The organism is Sphingomonas sp. MA1305 (assembly GCF_016107325.1).
GTDB lineage: Bacteria > Pseudomonadota > Alphaproteobacteria > Sphingomonadales > Sphingomonadaceae > Sphingomonas.
In genome coordinates, this window is record NZ_RCVT01000002.1 from 400781 (window position 1) to 424022 (window position 23242).

The window sequence follows — 23242 nt, forward strand, 5'->3', positions numbered from 1 at the left end:
ATTCGAGGCTGCTAGATCGTTCCCCTCCGCTGTTACAGCTTCGACACCTCACCTTGCGGGTCTGCTACGATACCCGCGATCCAGATCGTGTGAATGTCTTCGGCCCGACGAGCGCCGCTTTTTGGTGTTTCCTCTGAACGATCGTACCGGTCTATATGCTGTGGCTATCGCACGAATTGGCCCCCCAACTCGCTGACGCGACATTGGGGTTGGCCAACGGATATGCCTTGCTCGTTCACTAGCTTTGCTGGCGCGCGGGAATGCCCGCAATTGGGCAACACCGTCCACCTTCTATGACCAAATGTGGCCCTTAGCGGCTGCTCCGCCCTTCCGTCATGACGACTCGGAAGCGTTCGCTCAGCGTGTTCTGCTCAGCTCCTCCCCCCTGCCGCCCGTTCATCTTGTAATCGGCAGCCATCTCTATTTCGGCGCCATTCGTCAGGATGCCACGATTTCTGCTCGCCTATCGATTTCCGGCATCGAATAGCCAAGCGTCGGAGCCACACGCCGGACGAGCAACTCCCAATCGCTGCGCGCGGCAACATATGCTTTCGCGCCGTTCGGCGACGTCGCGATCTCCGCCTCCGCAAGGATTCTGGTCGCAGCATTATAGCTCTGGCGGAACTGCCAGGCTTCCGCAGAAGGATCATTGCGGGCGCTGCCAGTCGGAAAATGAGAGTCGAGGGTTTCTAGCAGCAATCGAGCGCCGCGGCGGATCGCCGCGACAGGCGCAGAAGCTGAGACGGCGCCATAGCGGTCCTGATCGAGCGCGGTGTCGATCAGCGTCATCGCGTCAAGGAGAACAAAGCTGAACCTGGACACCGCATACAGCGGCTGTTCGAAGCGAAAGTAGAAGAGCAGGGGATAGAAGTGATGCGCCTCCTTGGTCGCCGCGAGCGACCGGGCGAGATTGCCGAGCTCGCTGGTCGCGTCACCTGCCTTGCCTCGGGGCATAAGCCTGACCAGCATCACCGCCGCGTCACCCGTGCCGTCGCTCATCAGGTCGATCGCGAGCGCCAGCGCGTTGCGCTCGCGAAGAGCCGAATAGACTTGAACCAGATAACTGAGCACCAGCGACAGCACCGACGTGCCGATCAGCGAATTGAGCAGAAAAAATAGCCGTGCGCCCGTTGTATGGGGCGAATAGTCGCCGCCGCCGACGATCGATAGGCTATTGCCCGCTACGAGGAGCGCGGTGGCGAAGTCAGTGGAGGATGCGCCGCTAGACGGGCGGATGGCGGTGCCGAGCTCGGGCCGAATGATCAGCGCGGCACCGAGCACCAAACCGATCGCCCAGAAGCCGATCAGCGAGACGACGATGAGCGAACCGGCAAACGTGAGAACAGTGCTGTCGCGCCTGCCGGCCAGCTTGGAGACGCCGCGAAGCAGCGCCCATATTCCGCGGTTCCAGTGCGGCGCGAGCAGTCCGGTGCCGGCGCGGGCGTATAAGACGGTCAGGAAGACGTCGGCGAGAAACAGTAGCATCAGCGCCGCTCCGACACCCTGTCCTACGGTCATGTTCGGCTCCTCGTCTCAAGCTTCCGGTCGCCGACCGCCCGGCCGACGATACGCGTGGCGCCAGCAGGTTGGTGGCCGATCGGGTTACAGCGCGGGAAGCCGGCGCGGATTGGCGTCGCGCGCAAACGCCGCGCCGATCCGGGCGAGGTCGTTCCGGTCATCCCCACATCCATGCCCCGACGAAGCGCCACCACCGCAGACGACCGGTGCGCCTCGTCGATATACCAGCTGCCCCGGCCGACGACCGAGACCCTATGCGCGCCAGTACCGAAAGGGCGCCTTCCACCCCTCGCGGCGACCACGCCGACATCAATCGGCCGACCGCTACGCGTGGCCGGACCGCGCCCGGCCGAACAGCGCGATCATCTCGCGATTGAACGCCGGAATGTCGTCCGGCTTGCGGCTGGTGACCAGATTGCCGTCCACTACCACCGGCTCGTCCACCCATTGTGCGCCCGCGTTTTCGACGTCGGTCTGGAGCGACGGCCAGGATGCGAGCCGCCGGCCGCGCAATCTGCCGGTTTCGATGAGCGTCCAGGGTCCGTGACAAATGGAAGCGACCGGTTTGCCGGCATCGATATAGGCCTGGGCGAAGACGACGGCGTCCTCGTTCATCCGCAACGTGTCGGGATTGATGACGCCGCCGGGCAGCAGGATCGCGTCGAAGGCGTCAGGACTAGCCTCGGCCAGCGGCAGGTCGACGGGGAAGGTATCGCCCCAATCCGTCAACTGCCACGCCTTGACCTGATCGGTGTTCGGCGACACGAGCCGGGTGTCAGCGCCGGCCGCGTCGAGCGCCTTGCGCGGTTCGGTCATCTCGACCTGTTCGAAGCCATCCGTCACCAGGATCGCGACCTTCATGCCCTTCAGCGTGTCGTCCGGCATTTTCCATCTCCTATGATTAGGTTACGCGGCGGCGGGGACGTGCGCTTAGGTCGGCGCCTTCTCCGCGACGACATCGAGCTCTTCGATGCTGGGCGTTTCGAAAAGCACGCCTGTATTCTCAGTCAGCGCGGTCGCGACCGCACCCGACAGGTGGGCCTGGCGCCCGTCATCGTCAGGAAAGGCATCGAAAATCCCGAACGACGAGGGACCGAACTGAAGACCGAACCACCTGACTGTCTTAGGCTCCCCGTCGACGATCGACTGGCCCCGGTTCAGAAAGTCGCGAACCTCATCCTCCCTGCCGGGCAATGCTTCGAGGCGAACCAGAAGTGCCCTGCTGACCTGCGTCGCCATTGTGAGTCTCCGTTGTTTCACCGGTATCGTGAAGACATTGGCCCGCGGCGGCCCTAGGGCGCGAACACCGCGCGCAGGCAGCCGTCCTCCTTGTGCTTGAACATGTGATAGCCGGTCGGGCTTTCCTCGAGCGAGAAGCGGTGCGTAGCCAGCGCCGCGGGCTTCAGTTCGCCGCGTTGCGCATGTTCGAGCAGCCGCGGGACATAGGCCTGGCCGTGTTGCTGCGCGGTGCGCACGGTCACCCCCTTGTTCATCAGCAGCCCGAGCGGAAACTTATCCATCAGCCCGTAAACACCGAGGATTGACAACGTGCCGCCCTTGCGCACGGCGAGCATCGCCTGGCGCAACGCCGTGCCGCGGTCCGTTTCCATATACAGCGCCTGTTTCACCCGGTCATAGGCGCCCTGAAGTCCGGTGCCCGCCGCCTCCATGCCAACGGCATCGATGCACGCGTCAGGGCCGCGCCCGCCGGTCAATTCCTTCAACGCATCGACCGCGTCCACTTTGGTGAAGTCGATCGGGATCGCGCCGAAGGACTCAGCCTTGGCGAGCCGTTCGGGATATTGGTCGATGGCGATCACGCGTTCGGCGCCGAGGATCATCGCGCTCTGCTGCGCCATCAGGCCGACGCCGCCGCAGCCCCAGACCGCGATCACGTCGCCGCGCTGGATGTTGCAGAAGTCCGCGCCCATGAACCCCGTCGGAGCGGCGTCCGAAATGAACAGCGCGTCCTCGTCGGCCAAGCCATCGGGCACGAGGAAGCAGTCGGTATCGGCGAAGGGCACGCGGACATATTCGGCGTGGCTGCCCGCATAGCCGCCAAAGGCGTGCGAATAGGCGTAGATGCCCGCCGTCGGATAGCCGAGCAGAGGCTCCTGCAGCTCCGGCTTGGGATGGCTGGTGTCGCACAGCGAATAGAGGTCGTGCGCGCAATACCAGCACTGCCCGCAGGCGATGAACGAGGGGGCGACGACGCGATCGCCGCGCTGCACCCTGGTCACGTCGCGCCCAACATCGACGATCTCGCCCATGAACTCGTGCCCGAGGACGTCGCCCTCGCGCATCGTCGGGATCAGGCCGTCGATGAGATGCAGGTCCGACCCGCAGGTGGTGGTCAGGCGGACCTTGAGGATCACGTCCTTCGGGTTGAGGATTTCGGGGTCGGCCACCGTCTCGACCCGCAGATCATTGATGCCGTTCCAGCAGAGTGCGCGCATCGGCCTGGCTCCTAGCGGTCGGTGCCGCCGCGGCGGGCGGCGGGCTGGGGTTCGGTGGTCGGAATCTCGCCGGTCAGGGCGAGCGCGCGAAACTTGTAGAGCGCCTTGCGCACGATCTCGGCGGGAGCGATGTGGAAGAGCTTGCCGATCGCCGCTCCGACGGCCCCGCCGGGAGGATCGAAGTGCACGTCCAGGTGGAGCTCGGTGCCGCGGTCGCCCGGTGCCGGCCGGAAGACCAGCGATCCGATATTCGGCATGTCAGCGCCATTCACGGCAGACCATCGAATATCGCTCGAGTTCGGGTCGGCGACCTTGGTCTGCCACCGATACTCGCCGCCTGCCGGCCCGCGCGCGACCCAGTCGGCCGTGCGATCGTCGAGCGGGGTCACGTCGGCGAAATGCGTCCAGATGCGAGATTGTGTAGCGGGATCGAGCCAGAGCGGGCGGAGCTCGTCGGCGGGTCTGCCGATCGTCACCGCCGCACGGGCGGAACCGTCGAGTTCCGCTTCTGCGGCGGGGGCGCTCATGACGCGACCACCGGCAGCGCGGCTGCGACCGTGCCTTCGGCGCGATAATCGGGTGGAATGTCGAAGTCCTTGCGCGCGAGACCGCGCGACGCCTGAGCGCCTCGCGGCAGGCCCGACCGATCGAAATAATCGCGCGCGCTGCCCGACGAGCGACGGTGCGCGGCCTTTACGCCGGTATACGCAGCCACGTCGAGCAAGGTGATGCCGAGGACCAGGGCGGTGGCGATCGCGGCATTGTGGCGCTTGGGGTTGTCACGCCCCAGCGCCGTGGCGAGCGTCGCGAGGTCGAGCGCATCGCCGCCGATGCGCGCGCCCAGCCCGATTGGCTTGTCGACCGACAGCGTGGGCACCGCGCTCGCCAGTTCGCGCGCGCCATAGGCGCGGATCAGCCCCTCCTTGCCCTCGAGGCCGAGGGTGCGGGCAAGCCGCCCCGGTGCCACCAGCTCGGTGACGCCGAGCCCGATGGAGAACCAGCCCAGCGCGCGAGACAGACGGTCGGCGCCGCTCAAGGAGCTCGGCCCCTTGCGCTCGACGCGAGGGTCGCCCTCGGACCGGGCGACGCCGGTGATGTTGGTGAGTGACATGGCAAGCGTCCTTCAGGGCTGGAGCATGACCTTGATGCAGCCATCCGCCTTGTCGCGGAACGTCGCATACATCTCGGGACCTTTGGACAGGTCGACCTTGTGGGTGATCACGAACGAGGGATCGATCTGCCCGTCCTCGATCCGGCGCAGCAGATCGCCGGTCCAGCGGGGCACGTGCGCCTGCGCCATGCGGAAGGTCAGGCCCTTGTTCATCGCCTGTCCCATCGGGATCTTGTCGACCAGGCCCAGATAGACGCCGATGATCGAGATGACGCCGCCGGGCCGGCAGACATAGATCATCTCGCGCAGCACGTGCGGCCGGTCGTTCTCCGCCATCAGCATCTGCTTGGCGCGGTCGAGCACCGTATCGGGCTGGCCGAAATTGACGTGGCTTTCGGTGCCGACCGCGTCGATGCACTTGTGCGGCCCCTTGCCGGCGGTCAGCTCGTTGAGCCGCTCGACGACGCTCTCCTCCTCAAAGTTGATCGTGATCGCCCCGGCCGCAGCCGCCATCGACAGGCGTTCGGGCAGATGATCGATCGCCACCACCTGTTCGGCGCCAAGCAGGATCGCCGAGCGGATCGCCATCTGGCCCACCGGGCCGCAGCCCCAGATCGCGACCGTGTCGCCGGGCTGGATATCGGCCTGTACCGCGGCCTGCCAGCCGGTCGGCAAGATGTCCGACAGGAACAGCAGCTTCTCGTCCTCGATCCCGCCGGGCACCTTGATATGGGTCGTGTCGGCGAAGGGCACGCGCAGATATTCGGCCTGTCCGCCGGGATAGCCGCCGGTCAGATGGGTGTAGCCGAACAGCCCGGCGGTGGCATGGCCGAACGCCTTGTCGCCCAGCTCCTTCTTGCGGTTGGTGCGCTCGCACACCGAGAAGTTGCCGCGGCGGCACTGGTCGCACTCGCCGCACTGGATGGTGAAGGGGATGACGACCCGGTCGCCCTTCTTCAGGCTGCCCTTGGCGTCGCTGCCAACCTCGACCACCTCGCCCATGGTCTCGTGCCCCATGATGTCGCCGGGCAGCATCGCGGGAACGAGGTTATGGAAAAGGTGGAGATCTGAACCACATATCGCGCAGCTGGTAACCTTGATTATGGCGTCGCGGGGATGCTCGATCACAGGGTCGGACACCGTGTCGTATCGGATGTCCTCCTTGCCGTGCCAGACTAAGGCTTTCATGCCGGTCTCCTTGAAGGGATGCCGTCGAACTGCCGCATGGCTCGGTTCATCCCCATACGGACGATCCCTAGGGAACCTTACCCAGCCGAAAGAGCTTGCCGGCACGCCGGCAAATCACCTGCGGGAGTGCCGGCAAGATGCCGCAAGATCGGCTGTCTAACGAAATCGCACTCGAATCAGCGATCTTGCGAGAGGTCGAGCGAGCGCTACGGGACGAGCGCCTGCTGCTCGCCTCGGTCCTCGAGAATCTCCCGCTTGGCATCGGCGTCTATGACGCCGACGGCAATGTCACCCTCTCCAACCGATGCCTTCGGGCTTATGGGCATCTCGACCGCCTGCCGTCGCGCCAGCCGGCTGAAGCCCGCCGATGGCGCGCTTACGACGCCGATGGCCGGCCGGTACAGCCTGGCGACTACCCAGGCTCGCGCGCGCTGCGTGGGGAGCGCGTGATGCCCGGCACCGACTTCCTCTACGATCCCGGTAATGCGCCGGAACGCTGGATGCGGATCAGCGCCGTACCCTTCCATCGCGAGAACGCCGACCATGCAGAGGCGATCGTGGTGGTGCAGGATGTCGATGATTTGAAGCGCGCCGGCGAGGAGATCGAGGTGGCAGCCGCGAAACTCGCGAGCCAGTCCCGCTTCGTGGAAGCGACACTGTCCTCCATCCCGGATTATGTCTACGCCTTCGATGCCGAGCGGAGGTTCGTCTATGCCAACCCGGTCATGCTGGGCCTGTTCGGCCTTACCAGTGCCGAAATGTTGGGGCGGACCTTCGCCGATCTCGATTATCCGACCGCCCTGGCAGCCCACCTCAACGATCAAATCGACCGGATCTTCAGGGACGCCGTGACGATCGAAGACGAGGTATTCTACGAGAGCCCCACCGGTCACGCTGCCTATTTCAGCTATCTGTGGGGACCGGTCCGCAACGAGGAGGGCACCGTCGAACTCGTCGTCGGCGTATCGCGCGACACCAGCGAGCGGCGCGCCTTCGAGGAGAAGGTCAAGCGCAACGAGGCGCGGTTGCGGGCCGCCACCGAGCTGGCGGACTTGGGGATCTACGCTTGGGATCCCGTCACCGGAGCGCTCGACTGGGATGACCGCTTACGCGCGATGTGGGGCCTTCCGCCTGGCTCGCCGGTCGACACGGCGGTGTACGAGAATGGAATCCATCCCGAAGACCTGCCGCGGGTGCGCGATGCGATCGCCGCTTGCGTCGACCCGGCGGGCGATGGTCGCTATTCGATCGAATATCGGGTGATCGGACGCGACGACGGCGTCCTGCGCCACATCGCCACCTTCGGCCGCACCACATTCGAGCACGGCCGCCCCACAGCCTTCATCGGCGCGGCTGTCGACGTGTCCAAGCAGCGGCGGAACGAGGCCGCCGTGCGGGCGAGCGAGGCGCAGTTCCGCGGGTTCGCGGAGAACAGCAGCAACCTGCTGTGGATCGTCGATCCCGCCGCAGGCCAGATCGTCTATCGCAGCGCCGCCTTCGAGCGCATATGGGGTATCCCCTGTGACGAGGCGCCGACCACGGTTGAGGCATGGATGGAAAATGTCCACGCTGACGATCGATCCGCCGTTGCCCGGGCGATGGAAACGGTCACGGCCGGCGAGGTCGTACAACATGAGTATCGCATTGTCAGGCCGAGGGATGGCGGGGTGCGGTGGCTACGCGACACGAGTTTCCCGATCCGGGATGACGACGGTGCGATCATGCGCATCGGCGGCATCGCCGAGAATTTGACGCAGGAGGATAGCCGGCAGGTCTATATCATCAGCGCCAGGGCATCGGAGGCGCGTCGCCTGGCCCGGTTGGTACGAACGATCGACTATCAGGCCCGCCTCTTCGACAGCGCGGACGCCTTTCTCGACATCGCTCCGGTTTTGGCGCCCGGTTGCGTTCTGGTCGACCTTCGCAAAGCGCGGGAGGACGGCCTTACTGTTCCGCGCGAACTCAAGGCGAGGTCGATCGCATTGCCGGCCGTTGCGCTGGACGAACCGGAGGCTGGTGCAGAAGCAGCGGTCGCCGCGATGAAGGCCGGGGCGATCGACTACGTCCTGTGCGAAAAGGAGGAGGTGCTGCGAGAGACGTTGGCCACGGCCCTGGCGGAGTGCCACGCGACAACAGGGTCGTCGTCGCGGGACGAAGCAGTCAATGCCCAAATCGGACGATTGACGCCACGCGAGCGTGAGGTGCTCGTCGGATTGATCGACGGCGGGACGAACAAGGTCATTGCGCAAACGCTCGGCATCAGTCCGCGGACCGTCGAACTGCATCGTGCACAGGTGATGAGCAAGCTGGGAGCAGGCAGCCTCACCGAACTCGGCCAGATCGCGCTCGCCGCCGGGCTGTCGTCGTCAAAGGCGGCGGGGAAGGCCCGGAAGCCTACCTAGGGACTATCCCTATGCCGCCGTCGCCCGCGGCGCACGAGCATAGCCTCACCTAAATGGAGTGACGCTATGACACATCTCCAGACCGAAACTCCGCTCACCGGCGCGTTCAACCGGGCAGCCCTTCGCACCAAGAAATTGAGCAGGGCTCGAGATGAGGATGTCTCGAATCTGATCATCAGGGCCTTTTCTCGCTATGACATCGGCAATCGGTACGATGTGTCGAATATTGTCAATCACGTGACCCACATCCATGAGGTTGAGACCAAGCACCCGTTTCCGGCACGTCCGTCCTCCAGAACCGCGCACGTCCTTGTCACTGGATGGGGCTTCCGGTCGCAGATCTTGCGGAACGGGGCGAGACAGATAACCGATGTGATCATCCCAGGAGATTTTTGCGTCATCGCCGACCTGGAGCGAGAGACCTCATCCTATGTCGAAGCCTGTGGTCCGGCTCGCGTTGCCGCGCTGGACACGGACGCGATGTCGGATCGCTCTCGCAGTCTGGTCGAGCATGCGCGGCGGGCGCAGCAAGGTGAAGTGCTATTTCGCCTCCGCGCCCGCCTGGTCAGCCTTGGGCGCCGCAATGCGCGGGAGCGCCTGGCCTATCTGGTGGCCGAAACGCACGCACGTCTCGGGGCTATGGGGCTCACGCAGAACGATACGTTCGATTGGCCGTTCACGCAGGAACAGCTCGGCGATATGCTCGGTCTGACGCCCGTCCATATCAATCGGGTGCTGGGCCGGCTGCGTGACGAAGGCCTGCTCGTCGTAAGAGGCCGCCAGATAGTGATCCTCGATCTGGCCAATCTGCATCGGGTCGGAGAATTTTGAGCCTCCAGCCTTCCGAGCGGCGGTCCTTCGTTCACACACCCTAAAGGCCGATCCTACTTTTCTTTCCATCATCGGTTTACCCCACCGGCGCGATCTCAACTGCTCACGTCAGTGTGATGGAGACGGGTGGTGGGCCAATCTTCGATGGATCCTGCCTTTCTTGAAGTTCGTCCTTGGAACGAGGGTCGATTGGCCGGTGCCAAACGCGCCCTGAAACAACAGCAGGTCTGAGCCATTCGCTTGTGGCTCGACCAGCATAGGCGTTTGCGCGATCGAACCCTGTTCAACTTCGCCATCGACAGCAAGCTACGCGGCTGTGACGTGGTCAGGACGCGGATTGGGGAAGCAGCAGACGGTGCGTTCCAGCGATGTTTTGGCGGCTTTTGGCTGTTATGCAGCCTTTGACGTGTATTTCTGCATAGCACGAATTGCCTCCTGCCCGAAGACTGAACCATTCTCGGATAAGGTCGACCCGTGTCTCCGACTATCATCGGATACGCCTTCCGCTTGGCCCTAAATGGCAAAAAGTCATCGCCGGTATCCAGCGGACGTGAGGTCAACCCGGCGAGGCCCGGCATGCTAGATGCGCTCGCTGGCCATCCGATGCCTCAGCATGTCAACGAACATTCTAGTCCGGACCGGCATGGCGGCGTTCTCCAGCCACAAGGCGTGAACCGGAATGGGGGGCGGTTCATGATCGGGGAGCAGAACCTCCAGCAGGCCCTGGTCGATCTCCGATCGGACCTGCCAGAGCGGTGCCAGACCCACGCCGGCACCCTGGAGGACGGCGGCATTGGCACCGGCGGCATCGTTGCAGCGGAAGCGTCCCTTGACGGCGACCTTCGTCACCGCAGCCCCCTCCGTCACGGGCCAGCTATCTCCCTCCGGTCCGAACGTCCGCACCACGCAGCTATGCTCTCGAAGGTCGGCCGGCGTCGATGGGCGGCCATGGCGCGCGAGGTACTGCGGTGCCGCGACCACTACGCGCCTGAGTTTGCCGAGCAGGCGCGACTTCAGCGACGAGGAGGCGGGTTCGCCGATCCGCACGACGACGTCTAGCCTGTGTTCGATCAGGTTCATCAGGGCGTCGGACAGGATCAGATCGACCTCCACGCCGGGATACCGGTCGACGAAGGCGGTCGTCGTGGGAACCACATAACGTGGAGCGAACTGGACCGAGGCGCCCACCCGGAACAGACCGGCGATCTCCGACGCGCCGCGCATCACATCGCTTCTGGCCTCATCGATCTCACGCAAAGCGATCCGGATGCGTTCGTAGAAGGCCGTCCCGGCCGGTGTCGGCTGGAGCCGGCGGGTCGTCCGGTGGACCAGCTTCGCGCCTATCTCCGCTTCAAGACCGATCAGCGATCGGCTTACGGTCTGAAGCGAGCAATCGAGTCGGCGCGCCGCGGCGGTGAGGCTGCCCGCCTCGATGATCGCGACGAACGTGCGATAGTGCTCGAGTCCCGCCATTCTCAGCGTGTCCGTGATTCTGCTTCCCGTTCATCTCCCATTATCGCCATCCACGATCAAGATAATGTGCTGCCCTCTGATGTTAGACGGAGGAACGGCGTTGAGAACTGGAGCTGCTCGCGAACCCGGATCTGCCAGCCAAGGCGCCGGGTCGCCGCCAACCGCGCTCTTCGCGCTGGCGGTCGGCGTCGTGGTGCTGGCGCTCTACGCCTCGCAGCCCCTGGTCGGGATCATCGGACCTGAGCTTGGTCTGTCGCCCGTCACGTCCGGCCTCGCCACCACGTTGACGCTGCTCGGCTACGCGACGGGCCTGTTTCTGCTGGTCCCGCTGACCGATCTCGTTGAAAACCGACAGCTCATCCTTACGACGCTCGCCGCCAATGTCTGTGCTCTGCTGATGCTGGCGGCGGCGCCGACGGCGGCTGCCTTCCTGATCGCGTCCTTCCTCGTCGGACTGTCGACGAGCGCGATCCAGATGCTCGTGCCGGTCGCTGCATCGCTGAGTTCCGAAAGCAGCCGAGGACGGACAGTCGGCAACGTGATGAGCGGCCTGATGCTCGGCATCCTCTTCTCACGCCCACTCGCCAGCCTCGTAACGGAGGCCGCCGGCTGGCGGTCGCTCTATACCGCCCTGGGTGTCGCCGTCGCCGCACTGGCGCTCGGGCTTGCCCGCTTTATTCCAAGAATACGGCCCAACGGCCAAACGGGCTATCCGCAACTGATCGGATCGCTGGGATCAATCCTCCGGGAGGAGCCGACACTCAGGCAGCGCGCGGCGACGCAGGCCATGTGCATGGGCGCCTTCGGCGTGTTCTGGACGGCTATCGCGCTCCGCCTCGCCCAGCCGCCGATCGCACTGGGCCAGACCGGGATCGCTCTTTTCGCCTTGGCGGGCGCCGCCGGGGCGATCATCTCTCCGATCGCCGGGCGCGCCGGGGATCGGGGCGCGACGCGGCCCGCGACAATGCTGGCTCATGCCGCGGTCGCCACCGCCATGATCCTCGCTTATTTCGGAGGTGAGGTTTTCGCGGGCAGCCGGGACACGTCGCTCGCGTTCCTTCTGAGCGCGGCGATCGTCCTCGATCTTGGCGTCATCGCTGACCAAACGCTTGGACGACGTGCGATCAATCTCATTCGGCCTGAGGCACGCGGCCGGATCAACGGCCTCTTCACCGGTCTGTTCTTCCTCGGCGGTGCCGCCGGATCCGCCCTGTCGGGCGTTGTCTGGAGTGCCTGGGGCTGGCGCGGCGTCTGCGCGACGGGGCTGGCGTTCGGGATCGGCGCGATCGTCATCTTCCTGACGAGACGTCGTGTTTTCAAGGCTGGATCATGAGCAGTTCGGGCGTTCGGAACGGAGTGTGACAGCCGGTCTGTCTCTACACCGTTCGCAACCATGCGCGCACAGCCTGTACGTCGGCGCAGGCCATGTTCGCGGCAGCAGCATCAAAATGATGCGCCTCGCAACGCCAATGCCGCCCTTCGTCCTGCCGCCACGTCCTTTCCGCTTCGCTGCCGAACGACCCGCGGCGATGTCGGCCTGAAGGTTTTCAATGTCGCGGCGCGTCAGGCCGGCGACCAGCCGATGACCGATGATCGGCGGACGTGAGTATCGATGCGGCTTCGGTCCATCTTCAGCGTCGTCGCTTCGATCGGGCGCCGGCTGCAGCCGAGGATGCGGCACGCCGCCGCTTCCGTCAGATGCCGTCGCATACGTCCGAGACGGTCATGCCCGCGCGAGCTGCGTGCCGGTCCTCGGACGGATCTTCCCCGTCGGCGACCGCCGCGAGTTTCCGGCGGGCGATGTCTCGCGCCCCGTCCCGCGCCAGAGCCCCGTATTGCCCCAGCACCAGCCGACGGGGCGGCCCTCCGGGTTGCGGTACTGGATCAGGAAGCTCTTCGTGCCGGACGGCTTCACGCGAACGCCGAAGCCTTTCAACTCGCTGTCCCAGGCGAACACGTCAGCCTTATCGCTCGGCTTCAGCGCGTCGACGACGCGCTTGGTGATCTTGGCCATGCTCAACTCCTCAAATTTCTCGATGTCCTGCTCGTTCTCCGATCTGCTTCCCCGGCGGTCGGGGAAACTTGGGGGAAGCAGAAGGGCGGAAATCGGCGGGTCGGCGCAGGAGATGGAGGGGATGGTCTGCGTCCAGATTATCCTTGTCGTGGAAGGGGCTTAGCGGGTCGTAACGTGCAAATGGAAACCTTGGCGAAAAGTGCCCGGTGTCTTTGCCAAGCTGGGGGTCGAGGGATCGAATCCCTTCGCCCGCTCCAGTCTTCCACACAATGTGATGCGATCGGCGGTCCTGCGGGGTCGCCTTTCCGCCTACGTTCGTGACGCCGGGCAGACGGCATCACGCCGATGCAGGTCGTCCGTGTCCGGCGGCGGACGGCCGCCCGCGAAATAGCGGACCCGCAGGTTCAGCACGGTTCTGCGACGACGGTTCGGCCGCCGCCTCGCTGCGCTGCTTAGATGCCGCCCGTCTAGGTGGTCGTCGGCTCCTCGGCCGGGGCAGCCGCCGCGGGCGCGGTCGCTGCCGGTGGCGTCACGGCCGGTGCGGCGGGGACGCTGAGGGCCGTGGTCTCGATCCGGTCGAGCGCCTGGCGCGCGCCGATATAGCGGTCCGCCGCGGCGAGCCAATTGCCGGCGTGGCGAGCGCCGGGCAGGCGCAGCACCTCGGCCCGCGCCGCCTCGACCTGCCCCGCATCAAGGAAGTGGCGCGCGCGCGACAGTCGCTCGACCGGCCGCGACGACGGCGTGTCGGCGCGGCGCAGCACGATCAGACCGCCCAGTTCCTGGCGCAGGCTGGTCCACCAGTCGCCGCCGCTGACCGTCTGGATGTCGGGCGCGATCGCCTCCAGCCCCTGGCGCAGGCTTTCCAGCGTCGCCGACTGGCGGCCGGCGGCGATCACGTCGGCGACCGCCTTGGGTTGGGTCGCGCCAAAGCGGTTGCGCAATTGCTCCTCGAGATAGCCGAGCGGCGTGCCGCGATCGAGCGCGCGGCGCGCCGCCGCGACGACCAGCAGCCCCTCGGCGCGGGTCGCCTGCGTGCCCGCCGCCGCGGCATCGGCACCGATCGTCGCGGTGCGCGTCTCGAGCGCCGCAAGCTGCGCCGCCAGCGCCGCCTCACGCGTGGCGAGCACCGTCGCATCGGGCGCCTCGCCATTGGCATTGAGCGGCTGCGCCGGCGAGAAGCCGGTCGGCTCGACCGGGGTCGGCGAGGGCGCTGCGGCAGGCGTGCCGTGCAGCCAGCTGATCCGCTTCATCGCCAATGCCGTCAGTCCGACGCCCGCGACAAAGGCCAACAGGGTCAGGACGATGATCAGACCGGCTCGTGGGGCGCGCGGGCGCGTCGCGACGATCGGTTCAAATTCGCTCATGGCCCTTTATCCCCGCCCGGTCCGGCACGGTCAATCGCCTGCGCAAGAACACACAGTTTCCCGTCGTCGGGCACGGCGCTCGCCGCCGCCCTCCCCCACCCCGCGCCGGCGGCGGCGAGCACGGCCGGGCTGATCGCGGCGAGCGCGACGGCGCCGCGTCGGGCCGGCGGGATCAAGGCGGCGACCCGAGACGCGGCGCGGGCGGAATGGAGCAGCACGACGGCGCCATCCGCGGCGGCGGCGAAGGCGCGGGCGTCGACCGGCACCGCATCACTGGCATAGACGACGATCGTCGGGCATCCCGTCGTGACATGATCGCGGCCGGCGAGGTGCAGCGGCCGGATCAGCCCGCCGGCCCGGCCCGCCGCGAGCGCCGCGACCGCATCCCCCTCCCCCATCGCCGCGACGCGCAGCCCCGCCGCGCGCGCCGCCGCCGCGCTCGCCGGGCCGACCGCGATCACCGGCAGGGCGGCGAGGCGCGCGAGACCGGGACCGGCGTGGCGGATCGCCTGCGCGCTGGTCACCAGCAGCGAATCGAAGTCCGCGGGGTCCGGCGGCAGCCAGCCGACCGGCGCGACCGCGAACAGCGGCCAGCCCTGCGCCTCCACGCCCAGCGTGCGCAGTCGCGCGACGGTCGCCGCATTGCCGGGCTCGGGCCGCACGACCAGGGCGCGCGTCATCCGCCGAACAGCCGCCGCACCGCCGCGGGCGCCCGCGCGAGCAGATCGGTGGCGAGCGCCCGCGCCACCGCCTCGCCATCCGGCCCCTCCGCGCTGCCCTCGACATGGGCGCTGCCATCCTCGGCGAGCAGCTCGGCACGCAGGCTGAGCGTCTCGCCCGACACCGCGGCGAGCGCCGCCACCGGCGAATGGCAGTCCGCCTGCAGCGCCGCGAGCAGGGCGCGTTCCGCACGCACGCAGCGGCTGGTCAGCGGGTCGTCGATCGCCGCCACCCAGCCATGCGCCCGCGCATCGTCGGCGCGCACCTCGATACCGACGGCGCCCTGCGCCGGCGCGGGCAGCATGTCGCCGGTCGGGATCGCCGCCCCGACCGCGTCGCGGCCGAGCCGATCGAGCCCGGCGGCGGCGAGCAGGGTGGCGTCCGCCTCGCCCGCCGCCAGCTTGGCGAGCCGCGTGTCGACGTTGCCGCGGAACAGCACGATGCGCAGATCCGGCCGCAACCGCCGCAGTTGCGCGCCGCGGCGCGGGCTGCTGGTGCCGACCACCGCCCCCTGCGGCAGCGCGGCGACGGTGGCGGCGCCGATCAGCCGGTCGCGCACGTCGGCGCGCGGCAGCATCGCGGCAATGGCGATCGCCGCCGGACGGATCGTCTCGACATCCTTCATCGAATGGACGGCGGCGTCGATCTCGCCGGCAAGCAGCGCCCGGTCGAGCTCCTTGGTCCATAGCGCCTTGCCGCCAATTTCTGCCAGCGCGCGATCCTGCACGCGATCGCCGGTGGTGCGGATCACGACCAGCTCGACCGTATCGACCGGCCAGCCGTGCGCCGCGCACAGCGCATCGCGCACCATGTTCGCCTGGGTCAGCGCCAGCGGCGATCCGCGCGTGCCGAGCTTGAAGGGGACGGTCATCGATACTCCACCCACACCCTTCCCACGGCCTCCGGCCGCGGGCCCCTTCCCTCGCCCGGCGGGAGAGGGAGGGAGCGGCGAAGCCGCGGAAGGGTGAGGGCAGTCCAATTCCGATGCCGTCCATGGCCGATATCCGCCCCCTTCGACAACCTTCCTCAACCCGTTTAGAGGGAGCGCCATGTCCGCGCCCGTCATCCTCGGCCTCGAATCCTCCTGCGACGAAACCGCCGCGGCGCTGGTCACCGGCGACCGGCAGGTGCTGGCACACCGGCTCGCCGGGCAGGAGGCGCATCATGCCCCGTTCGGCGGCGTCGTGCCGGAGATCGCGGCGCGCGCCCATGTCGAGGCGCTGGAGCCGCTGATCGCGGCGGCGCTCGCCGACGCGGGCCTCCGCCTCGACCAGGTCGACGCGATCGCCGCCACCGCCGGGCCGGGGCTGATCGGCGGAGTGATGGTCGGCCTCGTCACCGGCAAGGCGATCGCGCATGCGGTCGGCAAGCCGCTGATCGCGGTCAATCATCTCGAAGGTCACGCACTCAGCCCGCGCCTGTCCGATCCCGACCTTGCCTTTCCCTATCTGCTGCTGCTCGTCTCCGGCGGCCATTGCCAGCTGCTGCTGGTCGAGGGGGTCGGCCGCTATCGCCGGCTGGCGACGACGATCGACGATGCCGCGGGCGAGGCGTTCGACAAGACCGCCAAGCTGCTCGGCCTCGGCTTTCCCGGTGGCCCGGCGGTGGAACGTGCCGCCGCGCAGGGGCGGCCGATCGTACCGCTGCCGCGACCGTTAAGCGGTTCGAAAGAGCCGCATTTTTCCTTCGCCGGGCTGAAGAGCGCGGTGGCGCGTGCGGTCGGTCAGCACGCGCCGGAGGATATCGCCGCCTCGTTCCAGGCCGCCGTCGTCGATTGCCTGATCGACCGCACCACGCGCGGCATCGCCGGGATCGAGGCGACCGCGCTGGTCGTCGCCGGCGGCGTCGCGGCGAACGGCGCCGTGCGCGGCGCGTTACAGGAACTGGCGGACGCGCACCACCTGCGCTTCGTCGCGCCGCCGCTCTGGCTGTGCACCGACAATGCGGCGATGATCGCCTGGGCCGGGGCGGAGCGGTTCGCCACCGGGTTGACCGATCCGCTCGACACGCCGGCGCGGGCGCGCTGGCCGCTCGATCCGACCGCGGAGGCGGTGCGCGGGGCAGGAGTGAAGGCATGAAGATCGGCGTGATCGGGGGCGGCGCCTGGGGCACCGCGCTGGCGCAGGTGGCGGCGCACCGTGGCGAGCCGGTGCTGCTCTGGGCGCGCGAGCCGGAGGTGGTGGCGGGGATCAACGCCAACCATGAGAACGGCCTGTTCCTGGCGGGCGTGCCGCTGTCGCCGGCGATCCGTGCGACCGGCAGCCTCGGCGATCTCGCCGGGGTCGACGCGTTGCTGGTCGTCGCGCCGGCGCAGCACGTCCGCAGCGTCCTGGCCGAGACGGCGGTCGGCACCACGCCGCTGGTGCTGTGCGCCAAGGGGATCGAGGCGGGGACGCGGATGCTGGTCGGCGAGGTCGCGCGCGCCGTCCACCCGCAGGCGCCGGTTGCCGTCCTGTCCGGCCCGACCTTCGCGCATGAGGTTGCGGCCGGCCTGCCGACCGCGGTGACGCTGGCGGTGCGCGACGCGGCACTGGGCGAGGCGCTCGCCGCCCGCCTCGCCGCGCCGCACTTCCGCCCCTATGCCAGCGACGACGTGATCGGCGCGGAGATCGGCGGCGCGGTCAAGAACGTGCTCGCCATCGCCTGCGGCGTCGTCGAAGGCGCCGGCCTCGGCCAGAACGCCCGTGCGGCGCTGATCGCGCGCGGTTTCGCCGAGATGACGCGCTTCGGCCTGGCGCGCGGCGCGCGGGCGGAGACGCTCGCCGGCCTGTCGGGGCTGGGCGACCTGGTGCTGACCTGTTCGTCGACCAGCAGCCGCAACTTTTCGCTCGGCGTCGGGCTCGGTCGCGGCCGGGCGGCGGCGGACCTGCTCGCCGACCGTCGCACCGTCGCGGAAGGCGCCTTCACCGCGCCGGTGCTGCGCGAGGCCGCGGCGATCGCCGGGGTCGAGATGCCGGTGACCGACGCGGTGTGCCGCCTGCTCGCCGGCGAGCCGGTCGACGGCGTGATCGGCGCGCTGCTTGCCCGACCGCTCCGGCGCGAGGGCGAATGAGCCTGCTGCTGCTCGCCTCGCAGAGCGCGTCGCGGCGCGCGATGCTGACCGCCGCGGGCGTGCCGTTCGACGCGACCGTGGCCGGCGTCGACGAGGAGGCCATCAAGGCGGCGATGGCCGGCGCCCGGCCACGCGACCTTGCCGATGCGCTCGCCGAGCTGAAGGCGGTCAAGGTGTCGACGCGCGCGCCCGAGCGGCTGGTGCTGGGCAGCGACAGCGTCGTCGCGCTCGCCGACGGCAGCCTGCTCGACAAGCCGGAGAGCCGCGACCAGGCCGCCGAGCATCTGGCGCGGATGAGCGGCAGCGTGCACCATCTGTGGAGCGCGGCGGTGATCGCCGAGGCTGGTCGCCCGGTATGGCGCCATGTCGAGGCGGCCAGGATGCACGTCCGCCCGCTCTCCCCTGCCTTTATCGACCGCTATCTCGACCAGGAATGGCCGGCGATCGGCGGCTGCGTCGGCTGCTACCGGATCGAGGGGCCGGGCGTGCAGCTGTTTACGCGGATCGAGGGCAGCCAGTTCACCGTGCTCGGCCTGCCGCTGCTTAACGTCCTCGACTATTTGCGCGTGCGCGGGGTGATGCCGGCGTGAGCGGCGAGCGCGGTGCGGCGATCGTCCTGGCGATTTTGGCGGGACTCGGCCTGCCGGTCGGCGGCCTTGCGCTGTTCATCAGCCCGATGCTGTTCGATGCGCCGGCGGCGGGAGGCTGGCCGGTCAATCTGTTATTCGCCGGCTGTGTCGCGTGGGTGCCGTGCTTCCTTGTCGCGCTGATCCTCGCCATCGCCGCCGCGACCGGCAAGCGGGCGACCGCGCGCCACCTGCTGCTGCGCCTGGCCCTCGTCGCCCTGTTGCTGCCGATCGTGCTGATCGGCAGCGGTTACGTCGCCGTCCAGACCGTGTGCGGCGGCCAGTTCGCCTGCAAGGGAGCCGCCGGATGACCATCTATGCCGAAGTGATCGGCGACCCGATCGCGCAATCCAAATCGCCGATCATCCATGGCTTCTGGCTTGATGCGCTCGGCATCGACGCCGAATACCGCCGCACCCTCGTCTCCGCCGACGATCTGCCCGGCTATTTCGCCAGCCGCCGCGCCGACCCGGACTGGCGCGGGTGCAACATCACCATGCCGCACAAGATCGCCGCGCTCGATCACGTCGAGGATCGCGGCGACGTGCGCCATACGATCGGCGCGATCAACACCGTGGTGCGGGCGGAGGACGGCACGCCGATCGGCACCAACACCGATGCCGGCGGCTTCTATGCGCCGCTCGCCGGCTTCGACCTTTCCGGCAAACCGGTGACGGTGGTGGGGGCGGGCGGTGCAGCGCGGGCGGTGCTGTTCGCGCTGGCGCGGATGAACGTTGGCCCGGTGACGCTGATGAACCGCAACGTGCTGAAGGGCGGCGCGCTGCTCGCCGCCTTCGGCCTCAAGGGACAGGCCAGGCCCCTCGCCCAGCCGCTTGCCCCCGACACCGGGCTGTTGGTCAATGCCAGCACGCTCGGCATGGCGGGCCAGCCGCCGCTCGAGCTCGACCTGTCGCCGCTCGGCGAGCAGGCGATCGTCTACGACATCGTCTATGCGCCGCTCGAGACGCCGCTGCTCGCCGCCGCCAATGCGCGCGGGCTGGAGACGGTCGACGGGCTGGAAATGCTGGTCGGCCAGGCGGCGCTGGCGTTCGAACTGTTCTTCGGCGTCGCACCGCCCCGCGACCGCGACGACGACGTGCGCGACCTGCTGATCGCATGAGGCCGGTCCTGCTCGGGCTGACGGGATCGATCGGCATGGGCAAATCGACGGTGGCCGCCATGTTCGCCGAGCAAGGCGTGCCGGTGTTCGACGCCGACGCGGCGGTCCACCGCCTGCAGGCGAAGGGCGGATCGGTGGTCGCTGCGATCGAATCGGCCTTTCCGGGGACCACCGATGCGAACGGCGTCGATCGCCAGGCGCTCGGCCGCGCCGTGCTGGGGGATGATGCGGCGATGAAACGGCTGGAGGCGATCGTCCATCCCGCCGTCGCCGCCGAGCGCGCCGCCTTCCTCGCCGCCCATGCCGACGCGCCGGTCGTGCTGCTCGACATTCCGCTGCTGTTCGAGACCGGGGGCGATGCAGGGGTCGATGCCGTGGCGGTGGTCAGCGCCGCCGCCGAGGTGCAGCGCACCCGCGTCCTCGCCCGTCCCGGCATGACCGCGGCGAAGCTCGACGCGATCCTCGCCCGCCAGCTTCCCGATGCCGACAAGCGCGCCCGCGCCGACTTCGTCATTCCCACCGACGTGCCGCTCGACCGGACCCGCGAGGCGGTTCGTCACGTCCTCGCTTGCGTGACGGCGCGCGCGGGCGGATAACGTCTCGCATGCGTGAAATCGTGTTCGACACCGAAACCACCGGCCTCAGCTTCGCCGGCGGCGACCGACTCGTCGAGATCGGCTGCGTCGAGTTGATCAACCGGGTCGAGACCGGCGTCACCTTCCACGCTTATTACCATCCCGAACGGGCGATGCCGGCGGAGGCGCAGGCGGTGCACGGCATCTCCGACGCCTTCCTCGCCGACAAGCCGCTGTTCGCCGCGGTGGTGCACGAGCTGCTCGACTTCATCGGCGATTCGCCGCTGATCGCGCACAATGCCGGTTTCGACTTCTCCTTCATCAACGGCGAGCTCGGCCGCTGCGGCCGCGAGCTGGTCGCGATGCACCGGATGGTCGATACGCTGGCGATCGCGCGGCAGAAGCATCCCGGCGCCAAGCATACGCTGGACGCGCTCTGCTCGCGCTACGGCATCGACCGGTCGCATCGCGTGCTGCACGGCGCCCTGCTCGACGCGCAATTGCTCGCCCAGGTCTATGTCGAGCTGATGGGCGGGCGGCAGATCGGCCTCGGCCTGGTCAGCGACATCGCCGTCGCCACCGCCAGCCCGCTGGCGACGCGCCGGCCCAGCATCGTCCGGCCGCCGCGCAGCTTCCGTGCGCATGACGCGGAACTTGCCGCCCACGCAGCCTTTGTTGCTACCCTGGACAATCCGCTTTGGGAGGTCGGATCGCCCAACTGACGATCACCCGGGTAAGGTCAACAGGCCCGCCCCAACCATGGAGAAGACGATGGATATCCGGATTTCTGGTCACCAGGTCGCGACCGGCGACGCGCTCAAGGATCATGTGAGCGACCGACTTCAGGGTATCGCCACCAAATATTTCAGTCGCGCCATCTCGTCCGAAGTGACGTTTGGCAAGGGGCCGCACGACGTCGGCTTCAAATGCGACATCGTCATGCACGTGACGCGCGGCCTGGTGCTGAAGGGCCGGCACGAGGCGCAGGATGCCCATCTCGCCTTCGACGGCGCCGCCGAGAAGATCGACAAGCAGCTGCGCCGCTATTCGCGCCGGCTGAAGGACCGCAATGCCGGCGAGGTCGTCCAGCTGCAGGAGGACAGCGGCTATGACAACAACGCCGGCTATACGCTGTTCCAGGAACATGCCGAGGACGAGGCGGGCGAGGCGCCGCTGATCGTCGCCGAGACGCGCGTCGACATTCCCGACGCCAGCGTGTCGGACGCGGTGATGATGCTCGACCTGCGCAACACCGCCGCCCTGCTGTTCCGCAATGCCGGCACCGGCGCCTACAACATGGTCTATCGCCGCGGCGACGGCACGATCGGCTGGGTCGAACCGCAGCGGGTACAGGCCGGCAGCTGACCTTTCCCGCCCCCGCCGGACTCGCTAAGGGCCCGGCGGGGGCCCTTCGAGTTTCGCATGACCGATTTCAGTGACCTGCTGCGGCCGGACGCCGTCTTCAAGGACGTGGCCGTCGCCAATAAGAAGACGCTGTTCGCCCAGCTCGCCGCGGCCGCGGAGGCGCAGGGGATCGACGCGCGCCTCGTCGCCGAGCGGCTTGCCGCGCGCGAGAAGCTGGGCTCGACCGGCTTCGGCGGCGGCGTCGCCATCCCCCATGCGCGCCTGGACGGGCTCGATGCGGTCTCCGGCGTGTTCATGCGCCTTGCCCATCCGATCGAATTCGACGCGGTCGACGACCTGCCGGTCGACCTCGTCTTCCTGCTGCTGTCGCCGGTCGATGCCGGCGCGGAGCATCTGAAGGCGCTGGCGCGGGTGTCGCGGCGGCTGCGTGATCGCGCCTTTCTCGCCAAATTGCGCGGCGCCGGTTCGCCCGATGCGCTTTACGCGCTGTTCACCGCCGAACTCGCGCATGACGCCGCCTGACGCGCCGGTCGCCGGCGAGGCGGAAACGGCGCATTTCCGCGCGCTCGAATCGCTCTATGCCGCCGCGCCGATCAACCGATTGTTCGATTCGCGGCTGGAGATCCCCGGCCCCGGCATCGCCCGCATCCACTTCACCCTCGACGAACGCCACTTCCACGCCGCCGGCGCGGTACACGGGACGAGCTATTTCAAGATGCTCGACGACGCCGCCTTCTACGCGTGCAACAGCCTGGTCAGCGATCGCTTCCTGCTGACCACCGCGTTCAACCTGCTGCTCACCCGGCCGCTGCGCAGCGGCCCGGTGGTCGCGGAGGGCCGCTGGATCAGCGGCAAGCGCCGCGTCTATGTCGGCGATGCGCGACTGGTCGATGCCGAGGGCGAGGAGGCGGCGCGCGGCACCGGCACCTTCATGCGCTCGCAGATCCCCTTGTCGGGCCTGCCCGGCTATCGCGCGGCATGACCGCGCGGCTGCCGACCCACCTCGTCGTCGGAGCGCTGCTGCGCCGGGTCAACGATGCGGGGGGCCTCGCGGTGGTGCGGGCGCGGGGCGAGGCGCAGGACGGCGGGCTGTTGATCGCGCTGGTCGACCGGGACGGCGCATCGCGGCTGCTGGAGCGCTCGCGCGACCTGAATGGGTCAGTGACACTGATAGATTCGACTCCATCCGGACCTATCGACGACTATTGGCGGCGACGGCGCGAACGCGACCCCGATCTGTGGGTGATCGAACTGGATATCGCGCAAGCCGAACGGTTCGCCGCTGAAACGATCCTGAACGATTGACGGTGACAGTCGTGTGACGCAACGCCCCGCGCACGTTGCAAGCGCGTTGTGCCGCGTCCGTGTGCGATACGGATCGGTGACGCAGTCGGGGGGAAGCCCGGACGATGCCAGTTCCTTCGGGA

General features: G+C 68.0%; 26 protein-coding genes. 14 read left to right on the top strand and 12 right to left on the bottom strand.

Features of this window, described 5'->3' with window-relative positions; translation table 11 throughout:
- Positions 1-438: 438 nt before the first annotated feature.
- The 7 genes from D9601_RS09765 to D9601_RS09795 all read right to left on the bottom strand — a co-directional run bounded on the left by D9601_RS09765 (position 439) and on the right by D9601_RS09795 (position 6273).
- Positions 439-1518, bottom strand: a complete 1080-nt coding sequence (locus D9601_RS09765; RefSeq protein ID WP_198353806.1) for a potassium channel family protein — start codon at positions 1516-1518, stop codon at positions 439-441.
- A 324-nt stretch (positions 1519-1842) separates the two neighbouring features.
- Positions 1843-2403, bottom strand: a complete 561-nt coding sequence (locus tag D9601_RS09770; RefSeq protein ID WP_198353807.1) for a type 1 glutamine amidotransferase domain-containing protein — start codon at positions 2401-2403, stop codon at positions 1843-1845.
- A 45-nt stretch (positions 2404-2448) separates the two neighbouring features.
- The gene (locus D9601_RS09775) at positions 2449-2757 is read right to left on the bottom strand and encodes a putative quinol monooxygenase (protein WP_198353808.1); all 309 of its coding nucleotides are present in this window, start codon (positions 2755-2757) and stop codon (positions 2449-2451) included.
- Between the two features lie 53 nt (positions 2758-2810).
- Positions 2811-3974, bottom strand: a complete 1164-nt coding sequence (locus tag D9601_RS09780) for a zinc-dependent alcohol dehydrogenase (protein WP_198353809.1) — start codon at positions 3972-3974, stop codon at positions 2811-2813.
- An 11-nt stretch (positions 3975-3985) separates the two neighbouring features.
- Positions 3986-4501, bottom strand: coding sequence for an SRPBCC family protein (locus D9601_RS09785; RefSeq protein ID WP_198353810.1), 516 nt, complete (start codon positions 4499-4501; stop codon positions 3986-3988).
- Positions 4498-5085: a hypothetical protein gene (locus D9601_RS09790; RefSeq protein ID WP_198353811.1), complete on the bottom strand. Its 588-nt coding sequence runs from the start codon at positions 5083-5085 to the stop codon at positions 4498-4500. Before D9601_RS09790 ends, D9601_RS09785 begins: the two co-directional genes overlap by 4 nt.
- Before the next feature lie 12 nt (positions 5086-5097).
- Positions 5098-6273, bottom strand: a complete 1176-nt coding sequence (locus tag D9601_RS09795; RefSeq protein WP_198353812.1) for a zinc-dependent alcohol dehydrogenase — start codon at positions 6271-6273, stop codon at positions 5098-5100.
- Positions 6274-6410: 137 nt separating this feature from the next.
- Here D9601_RS09795 and D9601_RS09800 point away from each other — a divergent pair, with 137 nt between their 5' ends.
- Together D9601_RS09800 and D9601_RS09805 are read left to right on the top strand one after the other, a co-directional pair.
- Positions 6411-8675 (top strand): PAS domain S-box protein, encoded by a 2265-nt coding sequence (locus D9601_RS09800; protein ID WP_198353813.1) that lies wholly within the window; start codon positions 6411-6413, stop codon positions 8673-8675.
- A 66-nt stretch (positions 8676-8741) separates the two neighbouring features.
- Positions 8742-9506: a Crp/Fnr family transcriptional regulator gene (locus tag D9601_RS09805; protein ID WP_198353814.1), complete on the top strand. Its 765-nt coding sequence runs from the start codon at positions 8742-8744 to the stop codon at positions 9504-9506.
- Between the two features lie 579 nt (positions 9507-10085).
- Here D9601_RS09805 and D9601_RS09810 read toward each other — a convergent pair.
- Complete coding sequence (locus D9601_RS09810; RefSeq protein ID WP_198353815.1) at positions 10086-10979, bottom strand: LysR family transcriptional regulator; 894 nt, start codon at positions 10977-10979, stop codon at positions 10086-10088.
- Positions 10980-11079: 100 nt separating this feature from the next.
- Here D9601_RS09810 and D9601_RS09815 point away from each other — a divergent pair, with 100 nt between their 5' ends.
- Positions 11080-12312: an MFS transporter gene (locus D9601_RS09815; protein WP_198353816.1), complete on the top strand. Its 1233-nt coding sequence runs from the start codon at positions 11080-11082 to the stop codon at positions 12310-12312.
- A gap of 390 nt (positions 12313-12702) precedes the next feature.
- Here D9601_RS09815 and D9601_RS09820 read toward each other — a convergent pair whose 3' ends face one another.
- The 4 genes from D9601_RS09820 to hemC form a co-directional block, all read right to left on the bottom strand.
- Positions 12703-12993, bottom strand: coding sequence for an integrase arm-type DNA-binding domain-containing protein (locus D9601_RS09820; RefSeq protein ID WP_198353817.1), 291 nt, complete (start codon positions 12991-12993; stop codon positions 12703-12705).
- A gap of 467 nt (positions 12994-13460) precedes the next feature.
- Entirely contained in the window at positions 13461-14357 is an 897-nt protein-coding gene (locus tag D9601_RS09825) for a hypothetical protein (RefSeq protein WP_198353818.1), read from the bottom strand.
- On the bottom strand, positions 14354-15037 hold the full coding sequence (locus D9601_RS09830) for a uroporphyrinogen-III synthase (protein WP_198353819.1): 684 nt from the start codon (positions 15035-15037) through the stop codon (positions 14354-14356). Before D9601_RS09830 ends, D9601_RS09825 begins: the two co-directional genes overlap by 4 nt.
- The gene (gene hemC, locus D9601_RS09835; protein WP_198353820.1) at positions 15034-15948 is read right to left on the bottom strand and encodes a hydroxymethylbilane synthase; all 915 of its coding nucleotides are present in this window, start codon (positions 15946-15948) and stop codon (positions 15034-15036) included. The genes D9601_RS09830 and hemC overlap by 4 nt, the downstream gene beginning before the upstream one ends.
- Positions 15949-16126: 178 nt before the next feature.
- Here hemC and tsaD point away from each other — a divergent pair, with 178 nt between their 5' ends.
- The 11 genes from tsaD to D9601_RS09890 are packed head-to-tail and all read left to right on the top strand — an operon-like array spanning position 16127 to position 23120.
- Positions 16127-17155 carry a tRNA (adenosine(37)-N6)-threonylcarbamoyltransferase complex transferase subunit TsaD gene (gene tsaD / locus D9601_RS09840; protein ID WP_198353821.1) on the top strand — a complete coding sequence of 343 codons (1029 nt, stop codon included), beginning with the start codon at positions 16127-16129 and terminating at the stop codon, positions 17153-17155.
- Positions 17152-18129: an NAD(P)H-dependent glycerol-3-phosphate dehydrogenase gene (locus D9601_RS09845; RefSeq protein WP_198353822.1), complete on the top strand. Its 978-nt coding sequence runs from the start codon at positions 17152-17154 to the stop codon at positions 18127-18129. Before tsaD ends, D9601_RS09845 begins: the two co-directional genes overlap by 4 nt.
- Complete coding sequence (locus D9601_RS09850; RefSeq protein WP_198353823.1) at positions 18126-18719, top strand: Maf family protein; 594 nt, start codon at positions 18126-18128, stop codon at positions 18717-18719. Before D9601_RS09845 ends, D9601_RS09850 begins: the two co-directional genes overlap by 4 nt.
- Positions 18716-19066 (top strand): hypothetical protein, encoded by a 351-nt coding sequence (locus tag D9601_RS09855; RefSeq protein WP_198353824.1) that lies wholly within the window; start codon positions 18716-18718, stop codon positions 19064-19066. Before D9601_RS09850 ends, D9601_RS09855 begins: the two co-directional genes overlap by 4 nt.
- Positions 19063-19875 (top strand): shikimate dehydrogenase family protein, encoded by an 813-nt coding sequence (locus D9601_RS09860; RefSeq protein ID WP_198353825.1) that lies wholly within the window; start codon positions 19063-19065, stop codon positions 19873-19875. Before D9601_RS09855 ends, D9601_RS09860 begins: the two co-directional genes overlap by 4 nt.
- Positions 19872-20471: a dephospho-CoA kinase gene (gene coaE, locus D9601_RS09865; protein WP_198353826.1), complete on the top strand. Its 600-nt coding sequence runs from the start codon at positions 19872-19874 to the stop codon at positions 20469-20471. The genes D9601_RS09860 and coaE overlap by 4 nt, the downstream gene beginning before the upstream one ends.
- Positions 20472-20479: 8 nt before the next feature.
- Entirely contained in the window at positions 20480-21172 is a 693-nt protein-coding gene (dnaQ, locus tag D9601_RS09870; RefSeq protein WP_198353827.1) for a DNA polymerase III subunit epsilon, read from the top strand.
- Positions 21173-21221: 49 nt separating this feature from the next.
- Positions 21222-21815 carry a ribosome hibernation-promoting factor, HPF/YfiA family gene (gene hpf / locus D9601_RS09875; RefSeq protein WP_198353828.1) on the top strand — a complete coding sequence of 198 codons (594 nt, stop codon included), beginning with the start codon at positions 21222-21224 and terminating at the stop codon, positions 21813-21815.
- A 57-nt stretch (positions 21816-21872) separates the two neighbouring features.
- Entirely contained in the window at positions 21873-22337 is a 465-nt protein-coding gene (locus D9601_RS09880; protein WP_198353829.1) for a PTS sugar transporter subunit IIA, read from the top strand.
- Positions 22324-22797, top strand: coding sequence for a PaaI family thioesterase (locus tag D9601_RS09885; protein WP_198353830.1), 474 nt, complete (start codon positions 22324-22326; stop codon positions 22795-22797). Before D9601_RS09880 ends, D9601_RS09885 begins: the two co-directional genes overlap by 14 nt.
- Positions 22794-23120, top strand: a complete 327-nt coding sequence (locus D9601_RS09890) for a DUF1491 family protein (protein ID WP_198353831.1) — start codon at positions 22794-22796, stop codon at positions 23118-23120. The genes D9601_RS09885 and D9601_RS09890 overlap by 4 nt, the downstream gene beginning before the upstream one ends.
- Positions 23121-23242 lie beyond the last annotated feature (122 nt).